This is a genomic window from Streptomyces fuscichromogenes, from assembly GCF_014645815.1.
GTDB classification, from domain to species: domain Bacteria; phylum Actinomycetota; class Actinomycetes; order Streptomycetales; family Streptomycetaceae; genus Streptomyces; species Streptomyces fuscichromogenes.
The window spans coordinates 667679-691382 of sequence record NZ_BMML01000002.1; the positions used below are offsets into that span (position 1 = coordinate 667679).

Annotated in this window: 11 protein-coding genes; 9 read left to right on the forward strand and 2 right to left on the reverse strand. The window is 69.8% G+C overall.

Features of this window, described 5'->3' with window-relative positions:
* Positions 1-45: 45 nt before the first annotated feature.
* Positions 46-987: a LysR family transcriptional regulator gene (locus tag IEZ11_RS06710; RefSeq protein WP_189261635.1), complete on the forward strand. Its 942-nt coding sequence runs from the start codon at positions 46-48 to the stop codon at positions 985-987.
* Positions 988-1320: 333 nt separating this feature from the next.
* Here the strand turns inward: IEZ11_RS06710 and IEZ11_RS51885 are convergent, their stop codons facing one another.
* Positions 1321-6324, reverse strand: a complete 5004-nt coding sequence (locus tag IEZ11_RS51885; RefSeq protein ID WP_189261636.1) for a LamG-like jellyroll fold domain-containing protein — start codon at positions 6322-6324, stop codon at positions 1321-1323.
* Positions 6325-6843: 519 nt separating this feature from the next.
* On the opposite strand from IEZ11_RS51885, the gene IEZ11_RS06720 reads away from it, so the two are divergent.
* From IEZ11_RS06720 to IEZ11_RS06755, 8 genes are all read left to right on the forward strand, one after another.
* Positions 6844-13467: an RHS repeat domain-containing protein gene (locus IEZ11_RS06720; RefSeq protein ID WP_189261637.1), complete on the forward strand. Its 6624-nt coding sequence runs from the start codon at positions 6844-6846 to the stop codon at positions 13465-13467.
* Between the two features lie 121 nt (positions 13468-13588).
* Positions 13589-14080, forward strand: coding sequence for a PH domain-containing protein (locus tag IEZ11_RS06725; protein ID WP_189261638.1), 492 nt, complete (start codon positions 13589-13591; stop codon positions 14078-14080).
* A gap of 4 nt (positions 14081-14084) precedes the next feature.
* Complete coding sequence (locus IEZ11_RS06730) at positions 14085-14591, forward strand: hypothetical protein (protein WP_189261639.1); 507 nt, start codon at positions 14085-14087, stop codon at positions 14589-14591.
* 540 nt (positions 14592-15131) lie between these two features.
* Entirely contained in the window at positions 15132-16175 is a 1044-nt protein-coding gene (locus tag IEZ11_RS06735; RefSeq protein ID WP_373294839.1) for a LacI family DNA-binding transcriptional regulator, read from the forward strand.
* Positions 16176-16700: 525 nt separating this feature from the next.
* Positions 16701-18092, forward strand: a complete 1392-nt coding sequence (locus IEZ11_RS06740) for an ABC transporter substrate-binding protein (protein WP_189261641.1) — start codon at positions 16701-16703, stop codon at positions 18090-18092.
* A gap of 2 nt (positions 18093-18094) precedes the next feature.
* Positions 18095-18982 carry a carbohydrate ABC transporter permease gene (locus IEZ11_RS06745; RefSeq protein WP_189261642.1) on the forward strand — a complete coding sequence of 296 codons (888 nt, stop codon included), beginning with the start codon at positions 18095-18097 and terminating at the stop codon, positions 18980-18982.
* Entirely contained in the window at positions 18979-19914 is a 936-nt protein-coding gene (locus IEZ11_RS06750) for a carbohydrate ABC transporter permease (RefSeq protein WP_189261643.1), read from the forward strand. The genes IEZ11_RS06745 and IEZ11_RS06750 overlap by 4 nt, the downstream gene beginning before the upstream one ends.
* A 27-nt stretch (positions 19915-19941) precedes the next feature.
* Positions 19942-22095: a beta-galactosidase gene (locus IEZ11_RS06755; protein ID WP_189261644.1), complete on the forward strand. Its 2154-nt coding sequence runs from the start codon at positions 19942-19944 to the stop codon at positions 22093-22095.
* Here IEZ11_RS06755 and IEZ11_RS51890 read toward each other — a convergent pair.
* Positions 22073-23452, reverse strand: coding sequence for a GH25 family lysozyme (locus tag IEZ11_RS51890; RefSeq protein WP_189261645.1), 1380 nt, complete (start codon positions 23450-23452; stop codon positions 22073-22075). The genes IEZ11_RS06755 and IEZ11_RS51890 overlap by 23 nt on opposite strands.
* Positions 23453-23704: the final 252 nt, after the last annotated feature.

A 23704-nucleotide genomic window follows, 5' to 3' on the forward strand; every position in this document is an offset into this window, starting at 1 on the left:
CGCGACACGTAAAGCGATGGATCCCGAAGAGAAAGTTCACGGACCATGAAGTCTCAGCCGGATCTGAAGCTCCTGGCCACCTTCCTGGCCGTGGTGCGCCGAGGTTCGATGGCCGGGGCCGCGGTGGAACTCGGCTATGTGCCCTCGGCGGTGTCCCAGCACATCGCCGCGCTGGAACGCGGCATGGGCGTCGAACTGATCGTCCGCCGCCCCGGCAGCCGGCTGATCCTCACCGCGGCCGGCCGTTCCCTCGCCCAGGCGACCGGGACGCTCTTCGACGCGACCGCGCGGTTCCAGGACGCCGCGAGCGGCATCGCGAACCGCGAGATCGCCGAACTGCGCGTCGGGACCTACCCCAGCGCCATGAGCCACCTGTTCCCGCAGGTCCTGTCCACGCTCAGGGGGCGCCGCCCGGGGCCCCGGATCCGTCTCGTCGTCGTGGAGACGGACGAGGGGCTGCCGAGGGTGCGGTCGGGGGACATGGACCTGTTCGTCGCCTACCGGTACCTGCCCGAGGACCCGCCGGCCCCGTCCGAGGCGTTGACGATCACCGTCCTGGGGCGCGAACCGCTGGTCCTGGTCGCCGGTGCCGAGCCGGGACGCCGGCGCCCGGTGGAGCTGGCCGCGTGCCTGGAACGGGAGTGGGTCTCCGGGCACGCGCACAACCCCGACCGGCGGCTGCTGGAGCGCTGGGCCGGAGAACTCGGGATCGCGCCCGAGGTGACCCTGGAGACCGACGACCTGCACAGCATGCTCGCCATGATCCGAGCCGGCCTCGCGGTGGGCCTGATCCCGGCCACCCTCCTCGGCGCGGGACGCGACACCGGAGTCGAGAGGGTGCTGCTGCCGCCGGGGGTCACGCCGCTCCACCGCGAGATCCTCGCCGTCAGCAGACCCGGCGTCCGTCCTCCGGTCGTCGACGAACTGGTCACGCTCCTGACCGGCGCCGTGCAGAACGCGGTCGTCAAGGGGGCCGACGTCCGGTGACCGGACGACCGCCCCCGCCCGTCCGGTGGGCCGCGCCCGGCGACCGCGCCCGGCGACCGGGTCCGGCGACCGGGTCCGGCGACCGGGTCCGCCGACCGGGTCCGGCCCGGATCCCGTCAGGCGGGGTCGCGGACGAACGTCAGGCGAAGCGGCGTACGAACATCAGGTCCGTTTCGGCGACTGCCTGGACGCGCTTCGGGGCGACGCCTGCGCCGTTCGCGTGCTGTGCCACGGCTGAGGTCCCGGTGGCCGAGGATGGCCCCCGCCTTGTGGGCGGAGGCCATCGACGTCAGCTTGTGGGTGCTGACGCCCGGAACCGGCTTCGGGGATCGGTCAGGTGTAGTAGCCGCTGCAGTCGACGATGAAGTCGACGGTGCCGTCGCTGTTGTTGTAGATGCTGATCTGTCCGTTGGTGTCGGTGGGGGTGAGGGTGAGGTTGGCGAGGGTGTCGCCGGTGCCCCAGTTGACGCTGCTGGTGGCGGGTTTGCCGACGGCCGTGGGGTAGGCGATGGCGTAGCCGCTGCCGGTGGGGCCGGTCACGGTGAGCAGGGCGGCGAGGGTCGGGGTGGTGGCCGCGGTGACCTGCTGGGTGGTGCTGGTGGAGAGGGTGTAGGTGCTCAGGGAGGCCACCGGGCTGGAGCTTCCGCCGAGGCCGCTACGGGTGTCGACGAGGCGGGTGGGGTTGATGGTGTGGAACTTCTGGCCGGTGGTGCTGGTGGTGTAGTAGCCCGAGATGTCGGCGATCACGGCGGTGGCGTTGCTGTGGACGGAGATGGTGATGGTTCCGGAGGTTCCGATGGGGACGTCGCCGGAGAGTGAGGCGATGGCGTTGCCGGTGTTGAAGCTGAGGCTGGTGTCGGCGCTGGGGGCGTATCCGGTGGCGTAGGCCTGGAGGAAGCCGGTGCCGGCGGCATTGGCGGCGGCGAGGTTGACGGCGACCGCGGTGGCGTTGCCGGGCACGCCGTTCAGCCCGGTGACCTGGAGGGTGAAGTTGGTGCCGACGGCCACGGTGCCGGTGCTGGTCAGGCTGGTGTGGGCGACGCTGGAGCGGGTGTCCAGGGCGCGGACCGCGCTGCTCAGCGGGGTGTAGGTCTGGTTGCCGGTGAGGGTGGCGTCGCTGGTGAAGTAGCCGGTGAGGTCGACGACGAGGGCGGCGGTGCCGCTGCTGGTGTCGAGGTGGGTGTAGAGGTCGATCTTGCCGTCGTTGCCGACGGGGACGATCTGGTAGCCGGTTCTGGTGGTGCTCTCGGTGAAGTTGGCCGACGAGGTGTAGGGGCGCTGGGTGCCGTCGGCGTAGGTGGTGACGTAGCCGTGGTCGGTCTCGGCGGTGACGGTGACGTCGACGGCGACCGCGGTGACGGTGCTGGGGACGGTGGTGGGGGCGCCGCTGACCGGTGTGGTGACGGTGTCGCCCGCGATCTTGAGGTGGGTGACGGAGTCGGAGGTGACGGTGCTGGCACCGGCGGTGATGCCGCTGGTGTAGGTGAGCAGGCTGCTGCTGCGGGTGTCGAGGATGCGGGTGGGGGTGACGGCCTGGTGGTAGCCGGCCGGGGTGTAGGGCTGGGCCGGGGGTACGACGGCGCCGGTCCAGGTGCGGGCGCGGGCGAGTTCGCCGCTGAAGTAGTCGGTGCGGGCCGAGGCGTTCAGGGCGTCGCCGAGCTGGAAGTTGCCGCTCGCGCCGGTGCTGGGGGCGGTGTGGTTGCCGGTGGCGACGAAGACGTCGTCGACGTAGAGGTTCATGACGCCGGTGGTCTTGTCGTAGGTGGCGGTCAGGTGGGCCCAGGTGCCGAGGTGGACGGTGCCGCCGGTGACGGTGTCGAAGGCCCAGGCGGTGCCGGCGCCGGTGTTGAGGCTGAACTGCCAGCCGTCCGTGGTGGACAGGAGCAGGATGCCGGAGTCGGCGCTGCCGCTCTGGGAGAGGACGGCGCCGCCGTAGGCGGTGGGGTCGGCCCAGACGGAGACGGTGAAGGACTTGGTCAGGTCCAGGGCCTTGCCGCCCTGGAGGTAGTCGTGGTCGGTGGCGTCGAGCTGGACGTCGGGGTCGAAGAGGCCGCCTTCGGGGGCGGTGACGCCGCTGGTGCCGGTCAGGGTGATCGCGCTGGCCGAGTCGTCGGCGGTGAGGGCGGTGGTGTCGTAGTCGTTGAGCGGCCAGTCGTGGGTGTCGGTGCTCAGGGCCTGGCCGGTGGGGGTGGTGAAGGTGGCGGTGCTGCCGGAGAGGGTCATCTCGTGGGCGGTGGCGGTGGCGGTGCCGGTGCTGCTGACGGTCCACAGGTCGGGCGTGGCGTCGTTGTTGACGTCGGCGGCCTGGAGGGTGGGCTGGCTGACCGAGTCCCAGCCGGTGGTGGCGGCTTCGACGGAGGTGAGGGTGGTGTCGGTGGCGCCGTTGGAGAGGGAGTCGTAGGTCAGGGTCTGGAGGTTGGCGGGGCTGAGGTACCAGAGCTGGCCGTGGGAGGGGTCGCTGGTGTCGGTGCTGGTGTCGCGGGCGAACAGCTCGGGCAGGCCGCTTGCGTCGAGGGTGCTGGTGACGGTCCAGCCGCTCCAGTCGGTGGTGCAGGCGGCGCTGGTGCTGGTGTTCTGGGCGAGGCAGTACGGGTTGTAGTCGGCCAGGTCGGTGGCCTGGTCGGCACCCGGGTACAGGGCCGCGCCCACGTCGGAGGGCTCGTCGTAGAGGGAGCCGTTGATCAGCAGCAGGAGGTCGGGGTAGCCCGTCGAGGCATCGCCGTTGACGGTGTTGTAGAGGCTGCCGCCGGTGGCGAGGGAGGTGGCGGGAGTGGTGGTGTCGGTGGTGGTGCCGTCGTCGTTGAAGGTGGTGGTGGTCAGGGCGAAGACGCCGGTGGAGTTGGTGACGGGGAGGGAGTCGACGGGCTGGAGGTCGGTGCCGTCGCCCTGGCCGCGCAGGATCTCGCCGCTGACGGCGCCGGTGGCGGTGTCGTAGCCGTAGTCCAGGACGTCGTTGAAGCCGGAGCCGGTGAAGAAGTGGCCGGTGATGGCCTCGGTGCCGGTGAAGGAGGTGGCGGTCTGGGTGGTGGAGACGCCGTTGCCGTCGATGCCGATGTTGCGGGCGACCGCGTTGATCTTGCCGCTTCCGGTGCCGGTGGCCTGCCAGAGTCCGGCGGGCAGGGAGTTCTTGCCGCCGGTGGTGAGCAGGTCGGCGTTGCCGTCGCCGTTGAGGTCGCCGGTGGTGGCGGTGGCGGGGGCCTGGGCGATGAACCGGTAGTCGTAGGTGTCACCGATGTTGCCGCTGGTGCCGACGGCGGTGACGGTCAGGACGCCGGTCTGGGTGGTCGGCTTCAGGGAGATGGTGGCGGTGTAGGGACTGGTGGTGGCGGCGGTGACGCTGACCGGGTTGCCGCCGTTGAGCTGGTAGCGGTAACTGCCGGGCGCGCTGCTGGTGTTGGTGTCCGTGATCGTGAAGCTCGCGGCCGTGCCCACCGTGCACTGGCTGTCGCCGGAGGGGCTGTCGGTGAGCTCGGAGCACTGGCTCGTGGTGGATGTGACGGGGGTGATGGTGGGGGCGCCGGGAGCGGTGGGGTCGTAGTAGAAGTGGCAGGTCTTAGACTGACTGCTCGTCAGATCCTGGTCGGTGACGGTGAGATACCAGGCGAACTCGGTCTTCGCGGTCAGCGCCAGGAAGGGTCCCGAGCTGCTGGTGTGGGAGTAGAGGGTGCTCGCGGTGGTGCCGCTGGTGGCGTTGATGGCCCGGGTGTAGGTGGCGTTGCTCGCCATGTTCTTCAGGGTGAAGTTCGCGGTGAGCGGGCTGGTGGTGCCGTCCGGGTCGGACACCCCGGCCCGCAGGGTGACGTCGCCCAGGCCCAGCGAGGTGGGGGTGGCGGCGGTGCAGCTGGTGCTGGGGCTGGTGGTCAGCGAGGTCGGGGTGTTGGGCTTGTGGTCGTAGGTGGTGGTGATGGTGGCCTGCTTGCTGAACTGCTTCCAGGCCAGGTCGTCGCCCTCGTCGGCGGCCTTCAGCTCGAAGGTGGCCTTCGACCACTTGCCGGCGGCGGCCTGCTCCATGAGCGTGTGGATGTCGAAGGTGACGTCCGCGGGCCCGCACGAGGTGGACCAGCCGTGGGCGACGGTCTGGGAGTCGAGTTCGCCGAGCGAGAGGTGCTTGGGCTGGTTGTTCCACGTGGTGCTGGAGGAGATCGGGTTGGTCGCGTAGAGGTCGACTTCCTCCTTGGTGCAGGACGCCGACCAGTTCTCGTAGAAGGAGATGTCGGAGGAGACGATGTCGTCCGCGCCCCAGACACCGCTGTGGATGCTGGTCTGGAAGTAGGCCCGGTTGGTGGAGACGTCGGAGGTCCAGTCGGTGTAACCGACGTGCAGGGGGCCGGGGGTGGAGGTGGCGGGCTTGTAGAACGCGGTGCTGGGCCACTCGCTGTCGACGAACGCCCATGCCTGGACGGTGTCGGTCTGGCCGGACGCGGTGAAGGACGGGTCGATGTAGACCGGGTAGACGGTCTTCTTCCCTCTCAGCAGGGTGCGCTGTGGTGACAGGCTGATGTGCCCGCGGTGGTAGGCGGCCTTCAGGCTCGTCCTGCGGGCGCCGTCGCCCGGCGAGGCGGGACTGGAGGCGAGGGGCACGCCACTGCGCCTGTCGACGGTCTGCCCGGTGCGCGGGTCGGTGGTCTTCGGGGTGTTCGCGGCGGGTCGGCTGGAGTCCCACATGGTGGGGGCGGTGGCCGAGAACACGGTCCGCCCGGCGTGGTCCTCGGCGGTGATGTCGCCGGCCGCGTCACTGGCCAGGGTCACGCCCGTGGCCTTGGTGGCCAGGTTCAGGTCGGTGAGTGCGGGGTTGGTGGCGGCGGTGGCGTTCCTGACGACCAGGACCTCACTGAACCCGCCGGTGTCCTGCGCGGTGACCGCGAGGTCCACATCCGGCAGGACGTCGTGGTACGTCGCCGTGGCACCCGACAGCGTGGGCGTGCGCAGGGTGAACGCCGAGGAGAGGGAGACGGCCAGGGAGCCGCTGCCGGCCCGCATGACCGCCAGCGGGGCTCCCGTGCCGCCGCCGGACAGGGCCAGTGAACTGGTCGACACCTTGGGGGAGATGGTGCCGTCCGCGGCACGCACCAGCGTCGGGTCCAGGCTCTTCCAGCTGCCGTGGACCAGTTTGCGGACCGGGGCGATGGTCTGTCTGAGCGTCAGCGTGCCGTTCGGGTTCGCGGTGAGCGTCGAGGAGTCCGTCGTCTCCGCCGTCGCCTGGACCGCCTTGCCGGTCGACCGGGCCTTCGCCAGGGCCTGCGCCTCACTCAGCCCGCGGGAAGCGCGGGCCGACGAGTGAGGTGTCCCGCCGGTGTGCGACGTGGTGGCCGCTTGGGCGAGGCCGGGAAGACCCACGGCGCCCGAGACCGCGAGAGCGGTAGCACCGACGAATATGCGGCGCGCCCACGAACGGGGCAGAGACGTCCGCGAATTCCTTTGCACTTTCTTTCCCCCCAAATATTCATACCGATGGAAAATTCCGCACGCTATGCCCCGGCGCGGGTTGGCGTCCCCTCGCGCGATCGTCAATGTTTCGCAAAGATCCCTTGGCGTCCAATTGGCGATCCGTCGCGGCGGCCGCCTCTCATGGGGAACCCATAGATTCCGGATTTGATGCGAGTGGGGCCGCGCCACCGTATGAGTAACTGGCGTCCTGACGTGGAGATCTGTGACTCAGATCACAGCATGTACATGCCTTGAATGTCTCTTTCTGGCGAAGTTTGTGGACCTTCTCGGCTTCGTTTTTTCCCACTCCTTATTCAACTGGATTGAACCTTCATGTATCTCTTTCCGTCGGGCGGGCGAATGCCGGTTCGGTCATGTGCCGAGGCGGCCGTTCGGTATTTCGCCATGTCGTCATGACGAGGGGGAGTCGTGTCCGGTAGACGTGCGCGCGGAAACAGCGGAGCGGCAGGAGCCCGGTACCGGCGCACGGCCGGGAGGCTCCTGGCGGGGTGGGCCGCGGTGCTGGCCTGGTCGCTGTGTCTGAGCGTGGCCTTCGGGGCGACGGCCACCGCGCTGACCTTGTCATCGGCGACGGCCGGCAAGCCGGCCGCGAAGCCGAAGGCGGATCTGGGCCGTTCGGTCACGGGTCTGAAGCCCGTTCCGCACAAGCGTGTTCGTCTCTCCGATGCCACCCGGCACACGGTCGTACCGACCCGGACGGCGTGGCCGACCGCCAAGGCCGGGACCCTGAAGCTCGCGGCGCCGAAGCACTCGGCGACCACGGGCTCCAAGGCCACTGCGGCGGGAACACCGGTGTGGGCACAGGCGGTTGCTCCTCGCAAGGGCGGCTATGCCGGCCCGTCGACGGTGCGGGTTTCGGTCCGGTCGCGGTCGCTGTCGAAGCGGCTGGGCGTGTCCGGTCCGGTCTGGTCCTTGGCTGCCGCGTCGAGCGGTGCGAGCGCCGTGTCGGGGGCGGGCCGCATGAAAGTGGGCCTGGACTACGGTGCGTTCAGCCAGGCGCTCGGCGGTAACTACGCTTCCCGGCTGCGTCTGGTGGAGCTGCCCGCATGCGCGCTGACGATGCCTCAACTCGCCAAGTGCCGTGCGCAGACGCCGCTGACGTCCCTCAACGATCCCAACAAGGCGACTGTCTCCGCCGATGTCACGCTCGCCGGTACGGGCTCGGTGAAGAACGCCGCGGCAAGCACGGCGGGGGCTGCTGTTTCGGCTGTCTACACCGGTTCGGTCGCCGGGACTGCGACGGCGCAGGCGGCCTCGACGTCCGGTGCGGCCACCGTGATCGCGGCTACGGACTCGACCGGTCAGGAGGGCGGAGGCGGCGGCAACTACGCCTCGACTCTGTCGTCCGCGGGCTCTTGGGCGCAGTCGGGTTCCTCGGGTGCCTTCACCTACACCTACAAGGTGGAGTCACCGGCGGCCACGACGTCGCTGGCCCCGGACGCCTCGCTGTCCTACAACTCCAGCAGCGTGGACGGGAAGACGGCCAACACCCAGGCCCAGTCGTCCTGGGTGGGTGACGGCTGGACCACCCAGGACTCCTTCGTGGCACAGGAGTTCACGCCCTGTGCCGACTCCCCCGAGGGCAGCGCCGGTTCGGTGACCACGTCGGACGAGTGCTACGACGGCCCGATCCTGACCATGTCGTTGGACGGCTCCTCGACGTCGATCGTCTATGACAAGGACACCTCGACCTACAAGCTGTCCGACGACAACGGCGAGACCGTCACGAAGGTGACCGGTTCGTCCAACGGATCCGGCACCTACGACACGTCGTACTGGGTGATCACGGAGCGGGACGGCACGAAGTACTACTTCGGCCGCAACGAGCTGCCCGGCTGGGCGTCGGGGAACGACACGACGAACTCGGTGGACTCCGAGCGGGTGTACGCCGCCCACTCCGGTGATCCCTGCTACGACTCCACGGCCACCAGCAGCTACTGCACGATGGCCTACAAGTGGCACCTGGACTACGTCACCACCCCCACCGGCGACGCCATGGCGTACTACTACAAGCAGGACACCAACTACTACGGCGCCCACAACGGGGACTCCGAGGTCAAGTACGTGCGTGACTCCTACCTCGCGCACATCGACTACGGCTTCACGACCGCCACCGGCCCCTACGGCACCGTCCCCGACAAGATCGTGTACGGCGCGTCGGTGCGCTGCACCTCCACCAGCAGCAACTGCGGCAGTTCGGAGACCTCCTCCAACGCCTCCTACTACCCCGACGTCCCCTACGACCTGATCTGCGCCTCCGGGGCCACCTGCAGCGCGCACGGACCGTCGTTCTTCTCCACCGTCCGCCTCACCTCCATCACCACGCAGCAGTACTCGGTGTCCTCCAGCGGGTACGTCACGGTCGACTCCTACGCGCTGACGCAGACGGAGCCCTCCACCGGGGATGCGACGAGTGCGACGCTGTGGCTGTCCTCGGTGCAGCGGACCGGTGCGGACACCACGGCGGGCGGTTCGACCTCGTCGATCGCCATGCCGGCGGTGAAGTTCACCGGCTCCGCCCTGGAGAACCGGGTGAGCACCGCCACCTACCCGGGCCTGTTCCGCTACCGCATCACGGCGATCACCAACGAGTTGGGCGGCGTGACGGGTGTCTCCTACACGCTGCCGACCGCCTGCTCGACCTCGGCTACCCCGTCCTCGAACACCGCCTCCTGCTTCCCCGAGTACTGGACGCCCAGCGGTTACATCAGTCCGATGCTGGACTGGTTCAACAAGTACGCGGTGCAGGAGGTGTTGGAGACCGACACCACCGGTGGTTCGGCGGCGAAGGAGACGGACTACTCCTACAGCGGTGCGGCCTGGCACTACGACGACGACGAGACCACCAAGGCGAAGTACCGCACCTATGGGCAGTGGCGTGGCTACCAGCAGGTGACCACGACCACGGGTAACGGTTCGGGTGATGCCCAGACCAAGCAGGTCGACTCCTACTACCAGGGCATGGACGGCGACTGGCTCTCGTCCACCTCGACCCGCAGCGTCCCGCTCACCGACTCCCAGGGTGGCAGCCACACCGACTCCCCGGAACTCGCCGGGCGGATACTGGAGTCCGCCTCCTACCTCGGCAACGGCGGGGGCGTCGACCACTCCACCATCACCTCGTACTGGATCTCTGCCGCCACCGCGACCCGTACCCGGTCCGGCCTGCCGGACCTGACCGCCAAGGCGAGTGGGACCGCGGAGGAGTGGACCCGCCAGCGGCTGACCGACAAGGGCAGCACGAGCTGGCGGTACAACGAGACCGACACGACGTACGACGCCACCCGTTCCGACGACGACTTCGGCCTGCCGACCTACACCTACACGCACACTGTGCCGGCCGACACCGACTACGACCGGTGCACCGCCACCACCTACGCCCCCGCCAACACCAGCGCCAACCTCGTCGGCCTGGTCTCCTCCACCGAAGAAGACTCGGTGGCCTGCTCGGGCTTCACCGAGGGCTCCACCGCCTCCGTGCCCAACGGGCTGAACACCCTGGGTGCACCGGCCAGTGTCAACCGCCCTGACCAGGTCGTCTCCGCCATCCGCACGTTCTACGACGACGCCACCTTCTCCACCACGTTCCCGCAGTCGGCCGCCCCGACGACGGGGCTGGTCACGATGGTCCGCAAGGCCACCGACTACGGCTCGGGCGCGTTCACCTGGCGGACCACGGCGAGGAACACCTACGACAGCACCTACCACCGCCTGTCCGGGACGACCGACGGCAACGGCAACACCACCACGACCAGCTACACGGTCAACTCCGCCTACCTGACCACTGGTCAGACGGTGACCCAGCCCACGGTGAGCGGGGTTGTCCACGCCGCCAGCGCGACCCTCGATCCGGAACGCGGGCTCACTCTCACCAGCACCGATGTCAACCATGTGGTGACGACCGTCCAGTACGACGCGCTGGGCCGGGCGACGTCGGTGTGGAAGAACTCGCGCGCGACCACTTCGCTGGCGAACCTCACCTACACCTACACGCTGTCCGGCACCTCCCTGTCGGGCGTGGTGACCAGCACCCTCAACGACAACAGCGGTTACCTCACCTCGGTCAGTATCGAGGACTCCCTGGGCCGCACCCGCCAGATCCAGACCTACACGCCCCAGGGCGGCCGTCTGATCGACGACACCCTGTACGACTCGCGCGGCTGGACGGCGAAGAAGAACAACGACTACTGGGACTCCACCACCACCCCGACGCTGGCGCTGGACTCGGTGGCCGACAACCAGGTCGCCGACCAGGACGTGTACACCTACGACGGGCTCGGCCGGCAGGTCTACGACATCTCCGAGAAGAACGCCTCGGTCGTCTCGACCACCACCACGGTCTACAACGGCGATGCCACCACCGTCATCCCGCCCACGGGCGGCGTCACCAAGACCACCCGCACCGACCCGCTCGGCCGCACCGGCGAACTCGACGAATACACCACCGCACCCACCCTCACCACGCCGCTGAACGCCGCCACCGGCATTTTCTACCTGACCGGCGGTGCTACCACCGCCACCACCTACGGCTTCGACGGGCACAACCAGCAGTCCACCGTCACCGACGCCAAGAACCAGGTGTGGACCAACACCTATGACCTGGCTGGTGAGGTGGTCTCCACGACCGACCCGACCGCCGGCACCTCCACGATGGCGTACGACGCGGACGGGAACCTTCTGCAGACCAAGGACTCCCGCGGCGATTACGTCTCCTACACCTACGACGCGCTCGACCGGAAGACGGGCGAGTACGCCGCGGCGACCGCCGATCAGACCGCGTACACGTCGACCAGCTCACCGGGCAACCAGACCGCGGCCTGGGTGTACGACAACGCCGACACCGCGATCTCCGGGATGACCTATCCGGTCGGACACGTCACCACCGCGACCTCGTACAGCGGCGGCTACGCCTACGTCCAGCAGGCCGTGAACTTCAACGTGTTCGGTGAGTCCCTGGGCGAGGAGACCATCATCCCCTCCGGCGCACAGGGCAGTGTCCTGGGCAAGACGTGGAAGATCACGCACTCCTACACCAGCGTCAACGGGCTGCTGTGGACCGACGGTTACGCGCTGGGCGGCGGACTGCCGGCCGAGACCGTCACCCACGGCTACAACAACGACGACGAACCCAACGCGCTGGCCACCAGTGCCTACAGCTACCTGCAGAGCACCACTTACAGTGCCTACGACCAGGTCGCCCAGGTCCAGCTCGGCTCCGCCACCTCCTACGCCGCCGTCACCGACAGCTACGACGCCCACACTGCCGACCTGACCGACCAACTCGTCACCCGTTCCACCACCAGCCCCTCCAGCGTCGACGAGACCGCCTACAAGTACGACCTGTCCGGGAACGTCACCAGCCAGACCGAGACCCGTTCCGGCTCCAGCAGCACGGCCGAGACCCAGTGCTACGCCTACGACCCCCTCGACCGCCTCACCAGTGCGTGGACCACCGCCTCGACCGCCACGGACACCTGCAACGCCACGCCCACCAGCAGTGACCACAGCATGGTCGGCGACGGCATCAGCGGCGGCACGTACTGGACCAGCTGGACCTACGACGACATCGGCAACCGGCTCACCCAGACCCAGCACACCGTCTCCGGCACCGGCAACGACACCCTCACCACCAGCGCCTGGTCCAGCACCCAGCCCAACACCCTCACCGGCACCACCAACACCGGTGGCAACACCAGCTCCACCAGCTACACCTACGACGCCGCCGGCAACACCAAAACCCGCACCACCGGCACCGGCGACCAGACCCTCACCTGGAACAACGCCGAACAGCTCACCAACATCTCCAACAGCACCACCGGCACCACCACCAGCTACATCTACGACGCCGACGGCAACCTGCTCCTCCAGATCGACCCCGGCACCACCACCCTCTACCTCGGCAGCGAACAGATCACGCTGAACGACTCCGCCGGCACCGCCACCGGCGTGCGCTACTACACCGCCCCCGGCGGCGCCACCATCGTCCGCACCGGTACGGGCACCAACTACGGCTTCGAACTCGCCTCCGACCAGCACGGCACCAACACCCTCTCCCTCGACAACACCGCGCAGACCCCCACCTGGCGCCAGTTCGACCCCTACGGCAACGCCCGCGGTACCACGACCACCTGGGCCGACAACCGCACCTTCCTCGACAAGACCACCGACACCACCACCGGCCTCACCGACATCGGCGCCCGCGAATACGACCCCACTCTCGGCCGCTTCATCAGCCTCGACCCCGTCTTCGAAGCCACCAGCCCCCAGGAACTCGGCGGCTACACCTACGCCGGCAGCAACCCCGTCACCGAGAGCGACCCCACCGGCCTGGAAAGCTGCGGGGCTCACTTCTGCTCCGGCAACAACGGCACATACGGCGACTACCACTCCGAACAAGACCCCGGGTCGAGCGACTACAAGGGCTCCAGCCACTACTGCGACACGCACAAATGCAGCAGCGGAACAGCGCACGCGAGCAGCAAGAGCAGCACGAGTAGCACGAGTAGCACGAGCAGCACGAGTGAAGCCCGCAAGGCGGAGGAGCTCAAGCGGGAGCTTGCTGCTGAGAGGCGGAAGAACCAGGAGCTCAAGCGCGAGCTGGCTGCCGCGAAGGCCGATGCGGACAGCGGTCACAGTTTCTGGGACACGGGGGACACCGTCGTCAAGTGGGTCGGTCTGGCAGCGGCAGGCGCGGCGGGGTACTGCGCAATCGCAGGTGCCGCCACCGAAGGCACCGCATATGTAGCCTGTGGAACAGTTGCGGCCGTAGTGGCCTCAGTTCTCGGTGTGTATACGACAGCCCGCTCTTGCGCCACGGGGGGACTGAGCACGGATTGCGTGATCGGTGTCGTCACTACGGTGGCCGGTGTTGGCGCACTCAGAGAAGGAAAATTCGGGTTGCAGGTGGGCAAGGGGGCGTGGAACGGGATGAAGTCGGGCTGGAATGCGGGGCGGTCGGCGGCGACATCCGGCTGGACCGCAGGGCGGTCGGCAGCGTCATCGACCTGGAGCAGGATCAGGGGACTTTTCTGAGGAGTGGCGTGGCTAGTCGGTCAGCGACAAGAGTGCACCCCTGTGCCGGGCGGACGCCCTGCACAGGGGCGGAAGGCGGTTGGTCGTGAAGCGGTGGCGGGACAGACAGATATTCGGCTGGATGCTCATCCTGGGCTTCGCCGTCTTCGAAGCATGGACTCTGTGGCATAGCTCCGATCCGACCTTCTTCAAGGTATCGGCTTTGAGTGGAACCTATTCGCTGCTGGTGCTGTATGCCTTGAGCCTTCTACGGCCGGGAGTGCGCAGCGAGCACGATGCGCTCATTGTCAGGAACTTCTCCGCCACTTACACGATTCCCTGGGCGTGTATCCGTGAGGTGGATGTGAAGGAAGGGCGGGGTGTTCAGGTCCGTGTCGAAGGCCGGGAAGAGCCGGTGTCGCTCGAAGCGTTCAACGGTTGGCCCGCTGTCGGAAGGGCCGTGCACATCCGCGATGAAATCGACGTGGCGCGGCGCACCCGTGCGGTAGAGCCCAGCGGCGAAGTGGTCGAGGTGCCGTCCCGTGGCTACATGGAGTTGGTTCTCGTCATTCCGATCGTCATCATGCTTGGTGCGTTTTTGTTCGAAGGCGTCCGCTGGCTCATTGACCGCTAGCCCGGTGGCCCGCTTCGTGGCCAGAGTGCAGAACCAGCTCAGCGTAGTGGTGATCGACCGTGGCAGGAAACTGGTGTTGGCCGTGATGTCCTGGACCGCCCTTGCGGGTGCCGTCGCTTTCGCCGCTCTTTCCGCCCGCTCCTGGGTGCGAGCGGTCAGGTATTGGCGTGATGCTACGGCGCCCACGTCGGTGATGGCTTTTTCGCGGCTTCTCGGTCCGAAATCCCGCCGAAGGCTCGAATGCGGTTGTGTACTCGACGCCGTCTGCCTGAGCGGCTTGACGCTCCTTCTGCTCGGGGGCGTCTGGCTGCCGCCCGCGGGGAGCCCGGCCGCGGCGAACCCGGTCGCGTTGGGAATCGCGACCGCAGGGCTGACTGTTTTTCTCCTCGGGCTCGTGGCCCAGATCTCTCTCGTCTTTTGGGGCCGGCCCTCGTTCGTGATCCCGAAACATGCCAAGGGGGAATTCCGCGAGGACCCGCCTCGTCGCGATGCCACCACTTCCGGCCCGTAGGCGCCTTGGGTCAGAGGAAGGCGGCGAGGCCGTCCAGGAGCCGGTCCACGTCGTCGGGGGTGTTGTAGGGGGACGGCCCCGCCCGTAGCGCGGGGCCTTGGAGCTTCAGCACGGTGAAGGGCTCGTGTGCGTAGAGCGATCCCGCGGGTGCCGGCACGTCGTGTGCGGCCAGGGCCGGGGTGCCTTCGCTCTGGCGTCCGGCCGGCGAGACGCAAAGCGACGGATCCCGGAGCGGCGGTTCACGAACGACGGCGCTCTTCCAGGAGGCCGCGACCGGCATCGCGAACCGTGGGATCGCCGCCGTGGCCGGCCCGGCCTCCCGGTGATGGCCGGTGCCGCTTCTCCCGGCCCCGCGGGCAAGGCCCCCTCGCAGAGATATTGCGCGAGGTCTTGACGTGCCCCGTCCCGTTGCGTAGATATGACTGCGCAGTCATGACAGCGCAGTCATACGGCAGACGGGCACTAGGATTCGGATGCCGACGATCGGGAGACACCATGACATCAGGGGCAGGGCGCGGCGCAGGGGCCGCACCGCGCAGCGTGGACGTCGCACGCCTGGCCGGGGTGTCGCAGAAGACCGTGTCCCGGGTCATGAACGACGAGCCCTACGTCTCCGCCGACGTGCGCCGTCGCGTCCTGGCGGCCGCCGACGAACTCGGCTACCGCTCGAACAACGCGGCCCGCGTCCTGGCCTCCGGTCGCACCAGGTCCATCGGTGTGGTGACGCTCGGCACGGCCCTGTACGGTCCGGCCTCGCTGCTCATGGGCGTCGAGCGTGCCGTGCGGGACAACGGCTACGCGCTCCGTGTCGTCAACACCATGGAAGGTGACACGGCGGGCATCGCCGGCGCCGTGGACTCGCTGCTCGACCAGGGCGTGGACGGCATCGTCATCTCCGAGCCCATCGACGAGGAGGGCGGCGCGGATCTCTCCTCCCGGGTCGACGTGCCGGTCCTCGTCCTCGGCGCACCCCCGCCGTTCCCCGCCCCCCACCTGGTGACCGCCGGGATCGTCTCCGGCCAGATGGCACGGGCCGCCACCGAGCACCTGCTGGAGCTGGGCCACCCCACCGTCCACCACCTCGCCGGCCCGCAGCGCTGGTACTCGGCCCGGGACCGCCTCGACGGATGGCGCTCGGCGCTCGCCGCGCACGGCCGGCCCCGGCCACCGTTCGTCGAGGGCGACTGGTCGGCAGCCTCCGGCTACGCGGCCGGCCGGCAGCTGGCCGCCGACCCCGGCGTGACCGCGGTGTTCGCCGCCAACGACGACATGGCCATCGGCCTGATCCGCGCGCTGACGGAAGCCGGGCGGCGGGTGCCGGAGGACGTCAGCGTGGTCGGCTTCGACGACATCCCCCTCGCCGCCTACGTGACCCCGCCGCTGACCACGGTGCGTCAGCCGTTCGACGCCATGGCGCAGGACGGCCTGAAACTCCTGGTGCACGCCATCGAGAGCCCGCAGGCCGACCCGCTGCCGATGACCGACCCACCGGTCGAACTCGTCGTCCGCTCCTCGGCGACCGCGCCCCCGCGGCCCGGCACGACACCGGGCGGCATCCGGACCGCACGCTCCCCGCACGACTGACCGCACGCGGCCGCCTCGCACCCGGCCGCACGCACGCCCCCCCCGCACCCCCCGACCCCCCGCCCCCCACGCACCACCCGCACCCGACCGCGCACGGTCCCACCCAGGAACGGAGACCCGCCCACACCACAGCCACCCGCACCCCTCGGCACTGCCACCGGCGCCCGAGCGCCGAACACCGCACCAGCACCACCCCGGCCCCGTGACGCCCGCGCCCACACCGCCACCGGCGTCGCCCCGGCTCCCCGACAGCGGGTACGACCGGTCCCAGGCCTCGAACAGGCCCCGCACCGGCCGCCGCCGCTCGCTCCCCGTCACGCCCGCACCGGCGTGATCCTCTCTCAGCACCCGTACCCGGTACGCATGACGGGCCCGGGCCAGAGCCGGCAGGGAGGGCGCCTCCCCTGACAGGCCCCGCCCTCCCTGCCCCGCCCGTCATCGCCGCACACAACGCCTCACCCACCCGAATTCAGCACGCCGTCGACCGGTGTGCCGATCCCTCACACCCTTCTGCGGGAGTTCACCATGTCCGGACCCTTCGCCAGCCCCTCCCCGTCGCCCCTGACCCGTCGTGGTTTCCTCGCCGCCACGGGCGCGCTGTCACTGGCCGCCACCCTGACCGCCTGCGGCGGCGACGGCGGCTCCACCGGCGGTTCCTCCGCCAAGGCGGTCAGCCAGGCCGACATCGACAAGGCCATGAAGACCCCGACCGAGCTGACGTTCTGGACCTGGGTCCCGAACATCGACAAGGAGGTCGCGCTCTTCGAGAAGAAGTACCCGGCCGTCAAGGTCAAGGTCGTCAACGCCGGTCAGGGCACGCCCCAGTACACCAAGCTGCGCACCGCGCTCAAGGCCGGCAGCGGCGCCCCGGACATGGTGCAGCTGGAGTTCCAGGCCATTCCGACGTTCACCGTCACCGACAGCCTGCTGGACCTGCGCCCGTACGGCGCCGCCAAGCTCAAGTCCACCTTCGTGGACTGGACCTGGGGCCAGGTCAGCGGCAGCGGCGGCGAGGTCTGGGCGATCCCCCAGGACACCGGCCCGATGGGCATGCTGTACCGCAAGGACATCTTCGACAAGCACGGCATCGAAGTCCCCACCACCTGGGACGAGTTCGCCGCGGCGGCCCGCAAGCTCCACAAGGCCGACCCGGACGTCTACCTCACCAACCTCGCGGCCAACCAGCCCGCCGCCTGGCACGGCCTGCTCTGGCAGGCGGGCGGCAAGCCGTACGTGACCTCCGGCAGGAGCGACATCACCGTCAGCGTCGACGACGCGGTCTCCAGGAAGCTCGGCGACTACTGGGGCGCCCTCGCCAAGGAGGGCGTGATCGGCGTCGAGCCGGACTTCACCGACGGCTGGTACGCCGCCCTCAACAAGGGCAAGTACGCCACCTGGCTCACCGGGGCCTGGGGCCCGGCCTTCCTCTCCGGCTCGGCCAAGGCCACCGCCGGCAAGTGGCGGGTGGCCCCGCTCCCGCAGTGGGACGCCGCCAAGCCCAGTGCCGGCAACTGGGGCGGCTCGACCACCGCGGTCGTCCGCTCCACCAAGAACCCGGTCGCGGCCGCGGTGTTCGCGCAGTTCCTCAACAGCGACCCGGCCAGCGCCAGGATGTTCGCCACCGAGCAGTTCTTCTTCCCGGCGACCAAGGCACTGCTCGCCGACTCCTCCTTCCTCGGGGACGCGCCCGCCTTCTACGGCGGCCAGAAGGTCAACAAGGTCTTCGCCGAGATCAGCACCGAGGTCGACCCGTCCTTCCAGTGGCCGCCGTTCCTCGACCGGGTGGCCACGGACTGGACCGAGACCGTCGGCAAGTCCCTCGCCGACAAGTCCGACACCGTCCGCGCCCTCGGTTCCTGGCAGTCGCGCATCACGACCTTCGCCAAGAGCCAGGGCTTCACGGTCAAGGGAGGCTGACGATGGCCACCACCCCGGCCCGCCGGGGCCACGGCACGGCGGGCGCCCTGTTCATCGCCCCGTTCATGGCGCTGTTCCTGCTGCTCTTCCTGGCCCCGCTCGGCTACGCCGCCTACCTGAGCCTCTTCCAGGAGCGGCTGATCGGCGGCTCGACCTTCGTCGGCCTGGACAACTACGTGACGGCCCTGAAGGACCCGCTCCTCCTCAAGGGCATCGGCCGCGTGGCGCTGTTCTTCGTCATCCAGGTCCCCGTGATGCTGCTGCTCGCCCTCGTCCTCGCGCTCGCGCTGGACAGCGGCCTGCTGCGGCTCGCCCGGGTCATCCGGCTCGGCATCTTCGTCCCGTACGCCGTCCCGAGCGTGATCGCCGCCCTCATGTGGGGCTACCTCTACGGCCCGGACTTCGGCCCCTTCGCCCAGATCAGCCACGACCTCCACCTGCCGGCCCCGCACTTCCTCAGCGACAGCTGGATGCTCGGCAGTCTGGCGAACATCGTGACCTGGGAGTTCGCCGGCTACAACATGATCATCCTGTACGCGGCGCTGCGCACCATCCCCGCCGAGCTCTACGAGGCGGCCGCCATGGACGGCGCCGGAGCCTGGCGGATCGCCTGGTCCATCAAACTCCCCGCGCTGCGCCCGGCGCTGACCCTCACCCTGCTGTTCTCGGTGATCGGCAGCTTCCAGCTGTTCAACGAACCGAACCTGCTGATGAAGGTCGCGCCGGACGTCATCGACAGCTCCTACACCGCCAACCTGTACGCCTACTCCGTCGCCTTCATCAGCCAGCAGACCAACTACGCGGCCACGGTGTCCTTCATCCTCGGGCTGGTCATCGTGATCGTGTCGTACGCCTTCCTGCTCACGGCGAACCGCGGGAGGACCTCATGACCACCGTGACCCCCACGGCCGCCACCTCCTCGAAGGCCGGGCGGCCGCCCGCCGCGGCGCGGTCGCGGCGCCGGTCGTCGGCCCACCGGCGCAGCACCCCGCTGACGATCGCCATGCTGGCCGTCCTGGCCTACTTCCTGCTGCCCCTGTGCTGGCTGCTCATCGCCTCCACCAAGAGCACCCAGGACCTGTTCAACAGCTTCGGTCTGTGGTTCTCGCACGCCCCGCAGCTGCTGTCGAACGTCAGGGCCACCTTCACCCAGGACGACGGTGTCTTCGGCCGCTGGCTGCTCAACACCGTCCTGTACGCGGGCGTCAGCGCGGCCGGTGCCGCACTGCTCGCGGCCGCCGCCGGGTACGGCTTCGCCAAGTACCGCTTCCGTGGACACGGCGCCGCCTTCAACCTGGTCCTGGGCGCCATCATGATCCCGACCACCGCGCTGGCCATCCCCACCTACCTGCTCTTCGCCAAGGCGGGCCTGGTCAACACCCCCTGGGCCGTCATCCTGCCCTCGCTCGTCAGCCCCTTCGGCCTCTACCTCATGCGGATCTACGCCGAGGACGCCGTCCCCGACAGCATCGTCGAGGCGGCCCGCATGGACGGCGCCGGAGAGGTCCGGATCTTCTGCACCATCGCGCTGCGGCTGCTGGCACCCGGCCTGGTGACCGTCGTACTGTTCACGCTCGTCGCCACCTGGAACAACTACTTCCTGCCGCTGATCATGCTCAACGACCCGAACCTTTACCCCATCACGGTCGGGCTCTCCTCCTGGGCCGCCCAGGCCCAGAACGGCGGCGCCGGAGCCAGCAGCGACATGCTCGCCCTCGTCGTGACCGGCTCCCTGATCTCGGTCGTCCCGCTCGTCCTGGCCTTCCTCCTGCTCCAGCGGTACTGGCAGAGCGGGTTGGCCACCGGCGGCGTCAAGCAGTAACACCCCCTACTCTCCGGAGGTTTGTCCATGGCGGATCTGCCCGCCCGCGTTCTGTTCGGTGCTGCCTACTACCACGAGTACCAGCCCGCGTACGGCCCGGACGTACGGCCCGACGAGCAGCTGAAGACCGACCTCGACCTGATGGCCGACGCCCGCTTCACCGTGATCCGGGTCGGCGAATCGGTCTGGTCGACCTGGGAACCGGAGAACGGCCGCTTCGAACTCGACTGGCTGCAGCCGGTGCTGGACGGCGCCCACGAGCGCGGCATCTCCGTCATCCTCGGCACCCCCACGTACGCCGTGCCACCGTGGCTGGCCCGCCAGTACCCCGAGATCACGGGCGAGCGGCGCACCGGTGAGCGCATCGGCTGGGGCGCCCGCCAGGAGGTCGACTTCACCCACCCCGCCTTCCGCTTCCACGCCGAGCGGGTGATCCGCAAGGTCGTGGCCCGGTACGCCGGCCACCCGGCGGTCATCGGCTTCCAGGTGGACAACGAACCGGGTCTGGAGCTCTTCCACAACCGCGGCGTCTTCCAGCGCTTCACCGACCACCTGCGTGCCAGGTACGGCGACGTCGAGACCCTCAACCGGGAGTGGGGCCTGGTCTACTGGTCCCACCGCCTGTCCACCTGGGCCGACCTGTGGACCCCGGACGGCAACGTGCAGCCCCAGTACGACGTCGCCTGGCGGGAGTTCCAGGCCCGCGAGTGCACCGAGTTCATCGGCTGGCAGGCCGACCTCGTCCGCGAGTACGCCCGGCCCGGACAGTTCGTCACCACCTGCATCTCCTACACGCGTCCCGCCGTCGAGGACGACGAACTCACCGACCGCCTCGACATCGCCACCGGCAACCCCTACTACGCCATGCAGGACGGTCTCCTGCTCCCCGACCCGACCCCCGACGACCACGAGCAGATGTGGATGACGACCGGTCTGTGGGCGCTCTACCAGACCGCCGACTGGATGTTCTCCTCACGCCAGGAGCCCTTCCTGGTCACCGAGACCAACGCGTCCTCCATCGGCTTCCCGTGGGACAACCGCCCCGCCTACGACGGCCAGTGGCGCCAGGCCGCCTGGGCTCTCGTCGGCCGCGGGGCCCGCATGATCGAGTACTGGCAGTGGCAGACCCTGCGCTTCGGCGCGGAGACCTACTGGGGCGGGGTCCTGCCGCACAGTGGCCGGCCGGGCCGCACGTACCGGGAACTCGCCTCGCTGGGCACGGAGTTCGAGGCCGCCGGACCGCTCGTCGCCGGTCTTGAACCCGACGCCGACATCACGATCGTCTACTCCACCCCCAGCAAGTGGCTGATGCAGAAGTACCCGCCGCTCGCGACCCCCGACGGCGAACCGGACCCGGCCGCCTACCACCGCATCCTCGACCCCTTCTACCGCGGCGCCTTCGACGCCGGCCGCCAGGTCCGCATCGTCCACGCCCGTCAGCTGCACGACCCGCGCGGGGAGCGGGAGGGCCTGACGCCCCGGGAGGCCGTCCGCCGCCACCCGGTCCTCGTCGTCCCCGCCCTCTACATCGCCGACGACACCACGCTCGACTGGCTCGCCGCATACGCCCACGCCGGCGGCCACCTGGTGCTCGGCCCCCGCACCGGCTACGCCGACCACGAGGCACGGGCCCGGCACGAGACGGCCCCCGCCCGTCTCTCCGACGCCGCGGGAGTGTCGTACGACGAGTTCAGCAACCTCACCCGCGCCGTCCCGGTCCGCGCCGTACCCGGCGGCCCCCTCCGGCTGCCGGACACCGCGACGGCGACCCACTGGGCCGACGGCCTGACGGTCGCCGACGCCGACGTCCTCGCCGAGTACGAGCACCCGCACTTCGGCCGCTGGCCCGCCGTCACCACCCGCCGCCACGGCGAGGGCCGGGTCACGTACGTCGGCACGGTGCCCGGCCGGGACCTCGCCCGCGCCCTGGCCGACTGGCTGGCACCGGCCGCCCGCAGCGGCTGGGGCGACCTGCCGGCGTCCGTCACGGCGACGACCGGCACGGCGCCCGACGGACGCCGGGTGCACATCGTCCACAACTGGAGCTGGGAGCCCGCCCGGGTGGCGGCGCCGGCCGATCTGACGGACGCCCTGGACGGCACCGCGGTCCCCACGGGCACGGCACTGGACCTCGGCCCGTGGGACGTACGCGTACTGGTCACTCCGGAGGAGCGGCGGTGAGGCCGGTGCCGCGGTTGGCCAGCCGGTCCAGGTCGGCCTGGGTGCCGTTGAACACGTCGCCGGTCGCCGGTGCCTGGAGGCCCGGGAACAGCGCGGCGTCGGTGTACTGCCACATCGTCCAGGTCGTCGAGCCGTCCGGCACCGGAGGCTGGGTGATCGACCGGCGGTAGTCCGCGAGTTGCAGCGGATACCGGGCGAAGGCGGTGGTCGAGCCCAGGCAGTCGTCCAGGAAGGACTTCTGGGTGTAGATGACCGGAGTCCGCCCGAAGGCCGCCTCCACCTTGTCGAGCCAGGCCTGGGCGTCGGCCACGGTGCCGTAGGCGGGGCAGCGTTCGCTGCCGTCGTCCATGCGCTCCAGGTCGAACACCGGCGGCAGGTCGCCCGCGCGCTGTCCGGTGTAGCCGGTCGCCCGCACCGCGGCGATGAACCGGTCGGCCTGGGCGCCACCGGTGTCGGGCGCGGTGCCCGTGTAGAAGTGGTACGGCGCGACGGCCAGGCCCGCCGCCCTGGCCGCCACGAGGTCGGTGGCCAGGTACCCGTCGGTGACGTTCAGGCCCCGGGTGGCCTTGACCGTCGCGAACTCGACGCCCGAGTCCCGCACGGCGTTCCAGTCGATCGGCGCGCCGTCCGGGTGCTGGTACTCGGCGGTGTCCAGGCCCTCGATCGGGTAGCCGGCGGGGCGCGGCGGCGTGCAGTAGGTGTCAAGGCCGGACCAGTCCGCCAGCTTCGCCCAGGTGTTGGGGCCCACGACGCCGTCGGTGCCGAGGCCGGCGCAGCTCTGGAACTCCTCGACCCGGCCCTCGGTGCCGCCTCCGAAGTCGCCGTCGATCGTCAGCGGCGGATAGTGGAACGGCTCCATGGCCAGGTTCAGCCGGCACTGCAGTTCCTCGACCTCGGTGCCCGTCGCGCCCCGTTGCAGGGTCGGGCGGGTGGCGGTGTGGCCGCACACGGCCGTCTGCGCGGTGCCGGACGTGCCCTGGGTCGCGCAGCTGTGCGGCTGCGCGGACCAGGTGTTCAGCGCCGCCCAGGTCTGCGGGCCGATCACCCCGTCCACGCTCAGCCCGGCACACCGCTGGAACTCCTCGACCCGCGTCGCCGTGGCCGGCCCGAACGAGCCGTCGGCCGCGATCGGCGTGTACCGGCTCGGCTTCGTCGCCAGGTTCAGCTCGCACTGCGCCTCGACCGCCGCGTCCCCCGTCGATCCCTGTCGCAGGGTGGGCTGCGCGCTCGTGTGCCCGCAGACCGCGACCGCGGTGGCCGCGGCGGACTCCGCCGCCTGCACCGCCGCCGGCCCGCACAAGGGCAGGACCGCTGCCACGGCGAGGGTCAGGCCCCGCAGAAGCGTCCTCTGTCCCATCTGGTGTTCCCCCTCTGTCCGAGTGGCCGGGAGATCCCGGCACCGACCAGGCTGGCAGCGCCCGCCCGGCCGCGGGCCCGCTGCTCCGCAACCGGGACGCCGGGACGGTCGGGCGTCGCTGACCTGCGGTGACGCGGCGCCGCTGGGACGCGCCTGGGACAGTCGGGGACAGGCGAGGGCGAGGTCCGCCGTGGCCGGGCCGGGCCGCCGGGTTGCCGGATGCGGACATCCGTCCGAACAACAGGGCAACCG